Genomic DNA, 12,651 nt, shown 5'->3' with positions numbered 1-12,651 from the left:
GTGCGGAGCTTGCGGGACTTGCGGGATGTGCGGAGCTTGCGGGGCGTGTGGAGCTTGCGGGATGTGCGGAGCTTGCGGGGCGTGTGGAGCTTGCGGGACTTGCAAGGCGTGCGGGCCGGGCAGCGCCGCCCGTTCCACCCGCCCGTCGGCGTCGCGTGGCAACTCGTCGAGGAGGGTGAGGTCCGCGGGGACGAGGTGTGCGGGCAGCCGCCGCCCGCAGTGGGCCGCCAGCGCCGCCGCGTCCAGGCCCTGCGCGCCGGGTCGCGGCACGACGTAGGCGGCCAGGCGCACGTCTCCCGGCGTGGCCTGTACGCCGATCACGACGGCCTCGCCGACGCTCGGGTGGTCGTAGAGCACCTCCTCCGTCTCCGCCGGGTCGGTCCGGTGGCCGCGCACCCACAGCTGCCGGTCGGTGCGGCCCAGCAGCTGCACCTCCCCCGTCGCCGTCCGGCGCGCCAGCTCCCCGGTGCGGTGCATCCGCGCCCCCGCCGGACCGCAGGGGTCGGGGACGAACCGCTGGGCCGTCAGCGCGGCCTGGCCCGGATAGCCGCGGGCGACGCCCGGCCCCGCCACGTACAGTTCGCCCACCACACCGTCCGGGACCGGCAGGCAGGCGTCGTCGAGGACCCGCAGACAGGAGTCCGCGCCGGACCGCCCGAAGGCCCGGAAGACGCCGTACGACGTCTCGGCCGTCCCGTACGCGGTCCGCAGCCGGCCGGGGCCGAGCAGCCCGGCGAGCCGCGCCGCCGCGGCCCCCGGTGCCCCGCCCGCGACCACGATCGTCCCGGCCAGCGCCGCGCTCCCACCGTCCCCCAACTGGCGTACCAGCAGCTCCAGATGGCCCGGCGCGAGGACCAGGAACGCGAAGGTGCCGGCCGCCGTGAGCCACTCTCCCAGTTCCGCCAGGTCCAGGGCCTGCGGGGCGAGCAGCACCCGCTGCCCGGCGCACAGCGGCGCCCACAGACCCGCCACGGTCAGCTCGGAGGCGACCGACGCGAACACGGCCGTGCCGCCGTCCCCCGCGCCGGTCAACGCCCGCACCGCGGACCGTACATGGTGCGCGAGGCCGCGGTGCGTGACCGCCACGGCGAGCGGGTGCCCGGCCGCCGCGGGCACCTGCGTCACGTACGCGACGTCCTCCGGATCCGGTGCCCCGCCGAGCGGTTCGGCCGACTGCCGGGCGAGCGCGGCGGACACCTCGGGGTCGTCGGCGTACCTGACGCGCCCCGCGAACCCGTCCAGCCCGTAGGCCACTTCGGTGACCAGCACCCGCGCCCCCGTGGCGGCGAGCGAGGCGCGCAGCCGGTCCGCCGGGAACTCCGGGTCCAGCGGCAGGCACCCGCCCCCCGCCTTCCACACGCCGAGCGTCACCGCGTGCAGCTGGGCCCCCCGCCCGAGCAGCACCCCGACCAGCACACCGCGCCCCACGCCCAGCGACCGCAGATAGCGGGCCCAGCGGTTCGACAACTCGTCCAGTCCCCCGAAGGACAGTGCGAACCCGTCCCCCTGCACGGCCACCGCTCCCGGCACCCGGCGCGCCTGTCGTGCGACGACCCCCGCGACACCCGCACCTGGCGCGCTCACCCCCTCGGCCGTACGCCGGCGCAGCCCCGCCGGACGCAGATCGGCCCACACCGTCCGCACCCGGGCCAGGCACCGCTCCCGTGAGCCGCTGGTCCCCTCGGCGCGCCAGCCCGCGGGCGGTTCGCGATCGGCTCTCCAGATCGAGTACTGCCCCTCACCGTTGAGCACGACGCGCCACTTCGTGCGGGCGGCGGTCTGTGGTTCGGACAAGGCTGCTCCTGTCGGTCGCGTGGGGGGTGCCCTGGTCGGCCGGGGCGAGGCCACCCTGCCCGGGCGTCCCATACCCGACCTATGCGGGCACCGGAGCGCGGGGCGGCGGCCCGCCGCGCCCCGCCGTCGCCCTCCTGCGGGCCCGGCACGCGGTCGCTGCGCGGCGGGTCCGCGCAGTTCACCGGCGCCGGCCAAGTGATCGCCAACCGCCAGAAGAGGATCACGGGCTGTACTGCCGTCGAGACGCCGGGCCCGGCCCTCACACACAGCCCAGTTCTGTCAGGAAGACGGCACCCGCCAAGAAGGAGCACTTCACATGTACGGCTTCTCGACGCGACGATTCACCCTGACCGCGATCGCCGCCTCGGGCGCACTCGCGGCGTCCCTAGCCCTGGCCGGCTCGGCCTCGGCCGTCACCCCGGCGTCGGCCACGGCCTCGTTCGACTGCGGCTTCGCGGGGCACGGCACCGTGACGCTCACCGCGGCCGACTCCGGCAGCGGCAAGACGATCCGGGTCGACTCCTCGGACATCCGCACGCAGTTCCCGCTCGACGCCAACACCGTGACCACGACGCTGAAGCTGAACAAGACGTCCGGTGGTGCGACGAGCGAGGTGCAGTTCTCCGGCACCGTGCACGCGGCCGCCAACACGGGTGACCCGCTCTCGTTCGGTCCTCTCCCGCTCGCCGCCGGGACCCTGGGCGCCGGTGACACCACCGACACGGCCGCCCTCACCGGTGCGCCGAGCGCGACCAACTGGTCCCTGAAGTTCACGGTGAACGACCCGTCCGGCAGCTTCACCTCCTACTGCACGGCGACCAGCGCCCAGTCGGCGGCTCTCACCTGGTAGTCCCTCCCCCGGCGGGCAGCCCGCCGGTGGCACGCCGACACCTCGCGTCCCCCGGGAGCGTCACGCTCCCGGGGGACGCGACGGTCGTGCCGCGCGGTCGAGGAGTTCGGCCCGGGTGAGGGCGCCGGTGCGCGTCGACGGCACGGTGCAGGCGTGGGCCCCGGCGATCGCCCCGTACCGGGCGCAGCGCCACGGGTCCGCACCGTTCAGCCGGCCGAACAGGAAGCTGGCGGCGAACGCGTCGCCCGCGCCGTTGGAGTCCACCACCGGGGCCGGGGGCGTGACCGCCGGTACGTGGGTCAGCTCGCCGTCCACCAGCAGGTAGGCGCCCTGGGCGCCGGCGGTGGCCACGACGGTCCGGGCCCGGCCGCGGGCGGCGATGTCCCGCATGGTGCGCTCCGGGTCGGCAAGGGCGCTGGTGGACAGGAAGACGAGGTCCGCCGCCAAGGCGAACGGCTCGTGGTAGGGGTTGACGCCGTCCCAGTCGTGCAGATCGGTGGAGAGGGTCGGTCCGGCCTCCCGGAGCAGGGGCAGCGCCTGCGCGCAGGGCTGGGTGATGACGACGTGCACGTGGCGGCTGGCGGCAGCGAGCCCGCGGACCGTGGCCTCCGGCAGCCGGTCCGACTCGTGCGAGCGGGTGGCGTCGTAGAGGGACAGCCGCCGCCCGTCGGGACCGACCAGGTTGACGGCGCGTTTGGTGCCCGCGGGCTGCGGGACCGCGGTGAGCGGGATGCCGTGGTCGCGGTGGAAGGCCCGGACCAGGTCGCCCTCGGGATCGTCGCCGATCATGTCGAGGTGGTGGGTGCGCAGACCCAGGGCGGTGAGGCCGAGCGCGACGAAGTCGCCGCTCTGTCCGGCGCGGGCCGTGATCCCGGGGCGGATCATGTAGCTGTCGGCGAAGGGAAGCGGCAGTTCGGGAACGTGGACGACCGTGTCCACGCCGGCGCCGCCCAGCACCAGGACGTCGGTGCCGCTGCCGGTGCCGAGGCCGGAGACCGTGTCGGCGGTGGTATCGGTGGCGCCGTCGGTGCCGGTGTCCGTGGCGCCGTCGGTGCGGGTATCGGTGGCGCCGTCGGTGCCGGTGCCGGCGTCTGTGTCGGTGGCCATCAGGTCCTCTCGGCCTCGGGACCGCCGAGTCAACCAGCGGGGCACGTGCCGCGGCAAGAACGTGCCTCGGGCTTCCGCAGGTTCACCGTGGGCGGGCCGCAGCGACGGAGGTCCGGCGGGACCGGCCGAGGGCACATCGATGCCGACGCGGACCGGCACCCCGCGGAACCGACCGAGGACACCTCAACACCGACACGGACCGGCACCCCACGGAACCGACCGAGTACACCTCAACACCGGACCGGCACCCCACGGAACCGACCGAGTACACGTCGGCGAGGAGGCGGAGCGGCACCCGGCGGAACCGACCGAGTACACCTCAACACCGACACGGACCGGCACCCCGCGGATCCGGCCGAGGGCACGTCGGCGAGGAGGCGGAGCGGCACCCGGCGTGGTGGGTCTGGTCAGGTGACGTGGAGGCGGCGCGCCGGATCCGCCGGGGTCGGCGGTCGTCCGGTGCAGGGCCGCTTCGAGACGGCCGAGGGCCGCCGACGGCGTCGGCCGCTGCGGTGTGCCGCAGTACACGGAGACGACCGCCCGGTGCAGGGCGTACGGGCCTTCGGCCGCCGCTGACGAACCGGACCAGGGCAGCACCGGGGCGGCGCAGGGCGACTGTCCGGCGATGTGGCCGAACTCGGCCGGCAGGCGCGCCCGTTCGGCGTCCGAGCCGCCCAGCAGGAACACCTGGTGCTGCCGGTGCCGGCGGGTGCCGTGCTCCAGGAGGCTGTGCGGCAGCTCCAGTTCGGCCTCCCGCTCACCCCGCGCCCCCGGCCGCGTACGGCACGACGTGTCAGCCACCGGTACGGCGCGCAGCAGCTGCCAGCGCGACGGGGCGCCGGCGAGGGGGTCGTAGGAAAAGCGGTGTCCGGTCGCCTCCCGGGTCGTCGGGCAGACCTGGACCGCACCCTCCGGCACGAGCGGCAGCATCTCCTGGCGCGCGTACAGCAGAGGGCCGCCGGCCGACAGGGACAGGCCGACGCCTTCCTCCGGGCGGTCCTGCGTGCGGTGCCGCATCAGCGCCTGACCGGTCACGATCGCGGCCCTGACCACCACGTCCCCGGGAGCGGATCCCTCCCGGGCGCAGACGGCCCGCAGCGCGATCGCCGCGCCCACCGCGCGCTCGGCGTGGTCGGGGGCGCCCGGCCGGGCGGGGAACACCCCCAGGGTGTCGGTGCCCATGGCGGCGGCCACGGTCCCGCCCCGGCTCTCGATCTCCCGGCGGATACCGCGGTCCAAGCGGTCGAACACGGCGCCCGTGTCGTCCGGCCGGACCGTCCGCGGGTTGACGCCGACCCGCAGGAGCAGCGTGCTGGCCTCCTGCCGCGTGGAGGTCCGCGCAGGCCCGGGGCGCCGGGCGGACCACTGGCCGGCGTCGGCGGCGGGCTTCTGGTGGTCACCGGGGTCCGCCGCCACCGATGAGCCCCCCGGGGAGCCCACCGGCGCGCCCAGAGCGGTCGCCGCGGGCGTCGCGGACACGGCCACCGGTGTCGCGGGTACGGTCGCGGGCGTCGCGGGTACGGCCGCGGGCATCGCGGACACGGCCGTGGGTGTCGCGCGTCCGTACGGGACGAGGGGCGAGGCGGCCGGGGTGAACTCGAGTGCCGGGTCGTGCGTCAGGATGGCCTGCTGCAGCAACTGCAGTTCACGGCCCGGTTCGAGGCCGAGTTCCTTCACCAGGGACGCCCTGAGGCGGCTGTAGACGCCGAGTGCGTCGGCCTGTCGGCCGCAGCGGTACATGGCGCGCATCAGCTGACCGCAGGAACGCTCGCGCAGCGGCTCGCCCTCGACGACCGACTCGATCTCGGGGAGCACCGCATAGTGCCGGCCGCACTCCAGTTCGGCCTCGAAGTAGTCCTCCATCACATCGACTCGGGACCGCTGCAACATGGTCAACTCGCGCCAGCTGTAGCCGACTTCGACCAGGTCGGAGAGGGCCGTGCCGCGCCACAGCCGCAGGGCGTCGCGCAGCTGCCGGGCCGCCTCGTCCCGGCGGCCCGCGGTGAGCAGGGCCCGCCCCTCCGCCACCAGCCGGCGGAAGCGGTGCAGATCGATGTGCTCGGGGTCCACCTCCAGCGTGTAGCCGGGAGGCTGGGTGCGCAGTGCGACACCGGTGGACACCCCTTCGGCGGACAGCCTCCGGCGCAGGCCCCAGACGGCGTTCTGCAGGATCTTGCGGGCCGTGACCGGGGCCTCCCCCGTGCTCCACAGGGCCGTCAGCAACCTGCTGACGGGCACCGCCTGATTGGGCTGGAGCAGGAGGAAACCGAGCGCCGCGCGCTGTTTGCTGCCCCCCAGATCGACCACCCGGCCGTCGGACACGACCTCCAAGGGACCGAGCATCCGGAACCACATGACTACCCCCGTATCAGATGGACCCCCGCCGGCGGACGCGCCGGTAGCGCAGGCGCGAGACACCATACAAACCGGAGGTTCGGTTTACAAGGCGTCCCCACGGCGTCGCCGGTACCTGTCCACAACACCCGTCGACCTGCTCTGAACTGGGGTTTTGCGGGCATCTGTGAGTGCCGTGAGAACCGGCACCCGCCGGACCGTGCCGCCGTCCACCGCCGGACCCCCGGCCGGTGCCAGCCGGTGCCGGCCGGGGCTCCCGTCACCCGCCCCGCCGCACGGTTCCCCCCTCACCCTGCCTCTCCGTCCCGGGCACCGGGCGGAGTTACCGGCCGATGCCGGACGGGAGAACGCCCAGTTCCCTCGGGTCTGCTTCCATGTGCCCTGCACTCCGGCACACCACGAAGTCGTCTCGACACCCCATAGAGCGAGGTGAGTCCGCCGCATGAGACAAGTGAGGGCCGAGGGAACCCGTAACGCCCTTCTGCTGGCCGCGGCCCAGGCGTTCGACCGCGAGGGCTACGAGGGGACCACGCTGGCGGCGATCAGCGACCGCGCCACCGTGAGCAAGGGCGCGCTCTCGTTCCACTTCCGCAGCAAGTCGGCGCTCGCCGACGCCGTCCAGCGCTTGGCCTGCGAGCGCTCCGGCGTCGAACTGCAGGGGCTGGACGACCCGGGGGCCCCGGCGCTGCGGGTGCTGGGCGACATGGTGGCCAGGCTCGCGCACCGGCTGGCGACCGATCCGCTCACCCGGGCCGGCCTCAGGCTGGCGCGGGAACGCGGGCCGGCCACCGGGCCGGCCCTGGACTGCCGGTTCGCCTGGCGCGCCACGCTCCGGCGGACGGTGCTGCGCGCCCACGCCGAGAAGAGCCTGAGGGCGGATGCCCCGCCGGAGTCCGTCGTGGACCTCGCCCTGGCCCTCGCACTCCACGAGGAGACGGTCCGCGCGGACCGTGCCGGGGGCGCCTGGCCGGCCGACGTCTGGCGGCTGGTGCTCCCCGCGCTGGCCTCGCCCGCCTCCGACGCGCTCGCGCCGGCGGGCTCCTGACCCCGGGTGGGCCGGGGCGGTCAGCCCGCTTGTTCGGCGACCAGCTCCGAGCCGAGATCCGTGCGCATCTCGGCGAGCACCCGCGTCCCGCGGTCCGGGCCGAAGTCGAGCTGCGCGAAGATCGCGGGCAGCGCGACGCTCGGCAGCGTGTAGGCGAACAGGGACGAGATACGCGCCTCCAGATCCGTCCAGTCGGACGTCACCTCCGACACGATCTGGGCACCGATCCAGGAGCTGACCAGGAACCGGCCCAGATCCTGCGGCACCACGTGCGGGTAGACCTCGCCGTGCCTCTTGGCGGCGTCCACCATGCCGGCGAACCGCTGCGCCCACGCCTCCCACGGCCCGCCGTCCGCGAGTTCCTGCAGTTGCGGCTCCATGGCCAGCTTGGCACCCGCGCGCAGCATGATCTCCTCCGGCAGGCGGCAGGCCAGCGCCATGGCCTCGTCGACCAGTTCCTGGAGCTTGTAGGTGCGCGGCGGATAGCCCTGCTCCGTCACCTGCTGGGCGAAGATGCCCTGCACCAACTGCTCCTTGGACGCGAAGTGGAAGTACAGGGCGCCCCGGGTGACCTGAGCCTTCTCAAGGATCTGCGCGATGCTGGCACCGTGGTAGCCGTGCTGCGCGAAAACCTCCGCCGCCGCGTCCAGAATCGCTCCACGGGTCCGGATCGCGCGCAACTGCTGTGCCATGACTTCGTCCTCTCGTCCGCGCCCTGCCACCCCCCTCTGGCCGGCGCGGATACCCGATCCCCGTCGCACGAGAGCACGCCGGGAGCAAAAGAAACCAGATGTCAGGTACTTTATCAATCCCACAAGCGGCGGGGCTCCGACCTGACCACCGGCTGTCACCAGGCTCCGGCGCCCCCGTCCACCGCCATGGTGGCACCCGTGACGAAGCTCGCCTGGTCGCTGCAGAGCCACACCGCGACCCGGGCCACCTCCTCCGGATCGGCCACCCTGCCCTGCGGGTTGCGGCGGCGCATCCGTTCCTCCGCGGCGGGGTCGCGGGCGAAGACGGCCTCGGACATCTCCGAGCGGGTCAGACCGGTGGCGAGCGCGTTCACCCGTACCCCGCGCGCCGCGTACTGCGCGGCGGCCGCCTTGGTCAGGCCGAGCACGGCGTGCTTGGCGGCCACGTACGGAGCACCGGCCGAGGTGGCACGGACCCCCGCGATGCTGCTGTTGTTGACGATCGCGCCGCCCGCACCTCCCGCGAGCATGGCTTTGATCTGGTGTTTCATACAGAGCCAGACGCCGCGGAGGTTCACGTCGAGCACCGTGTCGTAGTCGGCGTCGTCCGTCTCGTGCAGGAGCGCCGGTTCGGTCGTCGTACCCGCGTTGTTGAAGGCGGCGTCGAGCCTGCCGTACCGGTCGACGGCGAGTCCGACCGCGCGCTTCACGTCGTCGGGACTGGTCACGTCACCGGCGGCGCACACGACTTCGGCACCCTCGCCCCGCAACTGCGCCGCCAGTTCCTCCAGTCGTGGCAGCCGGCGGGCCATCAGCACCAGTGCGGCCCCGTGTCGCGCGCCCACCCGGGCCGCGGCCGCGCCGATGCCGCTGCTCGCGCCCGTGACCATCACGACCTTGCCTGCCAGCAGGTCCCCGCCCCCGGTCACGCCCCGGCCATCCCCGGCACCCGGTTCCACAGCGTGCCGGCCTGCGCCTCGGCGTCGAGCGTGCGCAGCAGCCGGTCGTCGATCTCGTCCAGGGCGCCGACGAGGTGACGTGCTCCGGCCTCCTCCATGAGCTGCCTCTGGTGGCCGTGCTCGAAGTCGCTGGGGTGCCCGATGAAGGGGACGCCCAGCTCGCGGGCCGCCTCGGCGACCCGGGCCACGTCGTCGATGAACAGGACCTCGTCGCAGGCGAGTCCGGCGACGTCGACCGCGATCTCGTACAGCCCGGGGCGGATGTCGTTGGTGCACACGTACCGGGGCTCGTCGAACAGGCCGGCCAGGTGGCCGAGGTACCGGTCGAAGTGGGAGGCGTCCAGGCCGCCGTAGCAGACGGTGCGCAGTCCCAGCGCACGCAGCCTGCGCAGCAGGTTCTCGGCGCCGTCGAGGACACGGACCGGGTGGTCCGCGAGGTACCGCTCCCGCTCCTCCAGATAGACCGCGATCGTCTCCATCGGGGACAGCGACAGCCCGCACGTCTCCGCGAGTACCCGGCCCGCGACCACGCGCGGCTGCGAGAAGATACGGCGCTCCAGATCGGCGGAGTACGTGCCGCCCCGGCTGGTGACGAAGTGGTGGATGACGGGGCTGAACGTGTCGTTCAGCAGCACTCCGTCGATGTTGAGCGCGGCCATGCGGAGCTTGCCGAGCTGCTCGGTCATGGATGTCCTCTCCCTGCCGGACGGCCCGCCGTTCGCGGCGCGCGGACGGTGGACCGGTGAACCTGACGACGGGTCCAGATCCTCACACGGGCCCCGTCGAATAGTCCATCGATCATGTTCGGCGGTCCCTCCCGCCACCGCCCTGACGGCCGCGCACCCGCGCAGCGGGCCCCCGGACCGCCGCGCCTGGCCCCTGATAACTTGCGGGGTCGGGCCGGGGGCGGCACACGCGGTGGGGCCGGCTACGCCAGCCGGTGCGACACGGCACCGCACCGCACGCCGTGCCCGGTGGGTTCGGGGGCCCCGGCGCCCCGCCGCTGACCTGTAGGACGGGACCGGAAAGCTGGAAAAAAAACCGGTCAGTCCGTACAGTACTGCCCGTCGCGCACCGCTCACTCGCTCCACGGTCCACAACGAGCCCGCTCTCGGCTCGGAGTTTTCCGGCAGCACACAGTTCTCAACTGCCCTGGGGGAGAGGCACATGACTACGTTCGCGCCCGTCGACGACATGGTCACGGAGGTCCCGGCGGCCCCGCCCGTGACGACGCCCGCGGGAACGGCCACACTGACGACGACCGTTCCCAAGGAGTACGTCCATCGCGCGGCGGTCAGCGAGGTGTTCCTCACCGGATGGCGGCAGACGGCTACGGACACCTGCACCGTCACGGCCCAATGGCCGCGTGCCCACACGTTCTACGGGCCGGCCGGCGGCTTCCACGATCCGCTGCTGTTCAGCGAGACACTGCGGCAGACGGTGCCGCTGCTGTCCCACGCGGTGTACGGCGCGCCCATGGACCACCGGCAGATATGGCGCGATCTGCGGGTCGTGCTCGACCCCGAGGCCCTCCGCGCCGGCACCACGCCCGCCGAACTGGAGTTGCGCATCCGCTGCTCGGACGTCGAGCAGCGGGCCGGCGTCCTGCGCGGGATGCGGATGGAGGTGGCCGCCACCAGCGACGGACGCCACCTCGCCACCGCGTCCACCACGTTCAGCTCCCACGGCAGGGCGCTGTACCGGCGGTTGCGCGGTACCTGCCCGGAACCGGAACAGGCGATGGCCGCCGCCGTCGAGATGCCGGCACCGCTGAGCCCCGAACTCGTCGGCCGGGACCGCCCTCATGACGTGGTGCTGTCCCCCCGGGGCGACGACGGCCGCTGGCAGCTGCGGGTGCACACCCTGCACCCGATCATCTTCGACCACCCGTACGACCACGCTCCCGGCATGCTGCTGCTGGAAGCTGCCCGCCAGGCGGCACAGCACGAGCTGGGGCCGGCGCCGGTGCTGGCCACGGGCATCGAGGCGGTCTTCCACCGGTACGCGGAGCTGGACGCCCCGTCCTGGGTGGCGGCCGAGTCGCTCGGCGAGGGCCGCGTCCGCGTGACCGTCGAACAGCACGACGCGCTCGCCTTCGAGTGCGCGGTAACCACGCATCCGGCCACGGACTGACGCGAACCGGGCTATTGGCGCCGGGCGGTTGCCGGGGGGGAAGGGCGCTGCCCGGCGGGCGGCGGAGGCGGGCGGCGGACGCAGACCCGACGGACACCGTCCCGGCGGACATCAGCCCACGGACGCAAGTCCGGCGGCCACCGGCCCGGCAGACACCGGACCACGGACGCAGGTCCGGCGGACACCGGCCTATGGACGCAGGTCCAGCGGGCGCCGTCCCGGCAGACACCGGCCCACGGGGGAGGACTCAGAGGTCGTCGGGTAGGTCGAGACCGGTCAGCGCGCCCACCGGGTCGAGGTCCGGGGTGCCTCGGGGCCACCAGTCGTCGTGGCCCGGCTCCGACTCGTAGGCGTACCACAGCCCGTCGCCGCCCAGGCGGAGCTGGACGTGGCCGCGGGGATGGGTGAGCCGGTTGCGCCACGGCCGGAACGCGGGCAGGTCCGCGGCGAGCAGCGCCGGGCGGGCCCGGTCGAACCGGCCGGCGGGCGGGTCCCACGGCTCCTCCAGGACAACCAGCCCCGCCGGGCCGCCCTGCCGCCAGGCCGCTACGGCACGTGCGAGATCGGCGGGAGTACGGCCGGCCGCGTCGGCGAGCCTGGCGTACAGCGAGCGGGTGGCCGCGGTCAGCCCGGAGCCGGGGCGGGCCGCGGCCAGCCGGACCGCGTCCTGCCACAGGGTCAGTTCACCGACCGGGTCGTGCCCCGTGCCCAGCAGGGCGTGGGCACGGGCGGCGGCGTCGGTCGCCAGCTGGTCCAGCGCGAAGGGGTCGGGGCCGCCGGGCGCCGACGGGTAGACCGGAGGCTGCCCCGGGTGCGGGGGAACCGGCAACGGCGAGGGAAGGCGCGGCAGTTCACGCGGGGCGAGGGCCTCGGTGGCGCGGACCCCGGGCAGGATCTGCGACTGCCGGTCCCGGGCGGCACGGGCCGCGCGGGCGGCGCTGCGCCGGGACAGCGTGTCGAGCAGGTCCTGCTCGCCCCGGCCGCGCAGCAGGAGCAGTACGAAGGGGTCGGCGTCGAGCAGACGGGCCGTCTGGTAACAGAGGGCTGCGGCGTGCTTGCAGGGGTGGCCGGAGTCGGGACAACTGCAGCGCGGGACCAGGTCCCCGGGGCCGGGCAGCAAGGGGACACCGCAGTCGGCGAGGGAGTGCGGCAACTCCTTGTCGAGGAGCGCCGCGATGTGGCCGGGCCGGTCGGCCGCGGCGTCCAGGAACCGCTCCCAGTCCTGGTCCTCCAGCGTGCGCACCCGCACCTGCACGCGGTACGGACGCGGCCGGCTCCCCCGCACGTACGCCAGCACCAGTCCCGGCGTCACGGTGATGGCGTCGACGTGGCCCTGGTCCGCGTAACCACGGCCCCGTGCCACCCGTTTGGGGTCCAGCGCCCCCTGCTCCAGCGCGCCGACCCAGGCGTTGCCCCACCAGGTCCTGGCGAACGCACCGCCCACACCCGCGGACTCCCGGGCCGCGAACGCCGGGAAGGTGCGGCGGAGTTCACCGTCGCGGTGGGGCGTGGCCATGGTCGACGGCACGGAAGGGCTGACGGCCCCCGTCCGCACGGCTGCACGGGGGGAGGGAGCGGCCCCTGCCGAGGAGGCCCCCACCGGGGCCGCGCCCAGGTCCGTGCCCGCCGGGGCTGTGCCCAGGTCCGCGCCCGCCGGAGCCGTGCGCGCCGAGGCCGTGCCCAGGTCCGTGCCCGCCGGGGCTGTGCCCAGGTCCG

Annotated in this window: 10 protein-coding genes; 3 read left to right on the top strand and 7 right to left on the bottom strand. The window is 74.4% G+C overall.

The features are described 5' to 3' along the window. On the bottom strand, nucleotides 1-1,794 hold a 1,794-nt coding region (locus GT045_RS30055; RefSeq protein ID WP_161336101.1), incomplete at its 3' end, for an AMP-binding protein. Nucleotides 1,795-2,110: 316 nt separating this feature from the next. Between GT045_RS30055 and GT045_RS30050 the strand changes: the two genes are divergently transcribed. Then, nucleotides 2,111-2,644, top strand: a complete 534-nt coding sequence (locus GT045_RS30050) for a hypothetical protein (protein WP_161336100.1) — start codon at nucleotides 2,111-2,113, stop codon at nucleotides 2,642-2,644. Nucleotides 2,645-2,704: 60 nt separating this feature from the next. Here GT045_RS30050 and GT045_RS30045 read toward each other — a convergent pair whose 3' ends face one another. Together GT045_RS30045 and GT045_RS30040 are read right to left on the bottom strand one after the other, a co-directional pair. Next, a complete protein-coding gene (locus GT045_RS30045; protein ID WP_161336099.1) occupies nucleotides 2,705-3,751 on the bottom strand; it encodes an adenosine kinase in 1,047 nt (348 codons plus the stop codon). Nucleotides 3,752-3,934: 183 nt separating this feature from the next. Continuing rightward, on the bottom strand, nucleotides 3,935-6,073 hold the full coding sequence (locus GT045_RS30040; RefSeq protein WP_345942798.1) for a BTAD domain-containing putative transcriptional regulator: 2,139 nt from the start codon (nucleotides 6,071-6,073) through the stop codon (nucleotides 3,935-3,937). 475 nt (nucleotides 6,074-6,548) lie between these two features. Here GT045_RS30040 and GT045_RS30035 point away from each other — a divergent pair, with 475 nt between their 5' ends. Continuing rightward, nucleotides 6,549-7,151: a TetR/AcrR family transcriptional regulator gene (locus tag GT045_RS30035; RefSeq protein ID WP_161295065.1), complete on the top strand. Its 603-nt coding sequence runs from the start codon at nucleotides 6,549-6,551 to the stop codon at nucleotides 7,149-7,151. Nucleotides 7,152-7,171: 20 nt separating this feature from the next. On the opposite strand, the gene GT045_RS30030 is transcribed toward GT045_RS30035, so the two are convergent. The 3 genes from GT045_RS30030 to GT045_RS30020 form a co-directional block, all read right to left on the bottom strand. Further along, a complete protein-coding gene (locus tag GT045_RS30030; protein WP_161295063.1) occupies nucleotides 7,172-7,843 on the bottom strand; it encodes a ScbR family autoregulator-binding transcription factor in 672 nt (223 codons plus the stop codon). A gap of 155 nt (nucleotides 7,844-7,998) precedes the next feature. Then, nucleotides 7,999-8,772 carry a glucose 1-dehydrogenase gene (locus GT045_RS30025; RefSeq protein ID WP_161336097.1) on the bottom strand — a complete coding sequence of 258 codons (774 nt, stop codon included), beginning with the start codon at nucleotides 8,770-8,772 and terminating at the stop codon, nucleotides 7,999-8,001. Further along, nucleotides 8,769-9,488: an HAD family phosphatase gene (locus GT045_RS30020; protein WP_161295061.1), complete on the bottom strand. Its 720-nt coding sequence runs from the start codon at nucleotides 9,486-9,488 to the stop codon at nucleotides 8,769-8,771. The genes GT045_RS30025 and GT045_RS30020 overlap by 4 nt, the downstream gene beginning before the upstream one ends. Before the next feature lie 481 nt (nucleotides 9,489-9,969). Between GT045_RS30020 and GT045_RS30015 the strand changes: the two genes are divergently transcribed. Then, nucleotides 9,970-10,935, top strand: a complete 966-nt coding sequence (locus tag GT045_RS30015; protein WP_237538984.1) for a ScbA/BarX family gamma-butyrolactone biosynthesis protein — start codon at nucleotides 9,970-9,972, stop codon at nucleotides 10,933-10,935. Between the two features lie 247 nt (nucleotides 10,936-11,182). On the opposite strand, the gene GT045_RS30010 is transcribed toward GT045_RS30015, so the two are convergent. Continuing rightward, a partial coding sequence (locus GT045_RS30010; protein WP_237538983.1) for an SWIM zinc finger family protein occupies nucleotides 11,183-12,651 on the bottom strand: 1,469 nt, incomplete at its 5' end.

The sequence above is a fragment of the Streptomyces sp. SID486 genome, assembly GCF_009865385.1.
Lineage (GTDB): Bacteria > Actinomycetota > Actinomycetes > Streptomycetales > Streptomycetaceae > Streptomyces.
Note: the sequence above shows the minus strand (reverse complement) of the source record. Positions and strands in the feature narration are given on the sequence as shown.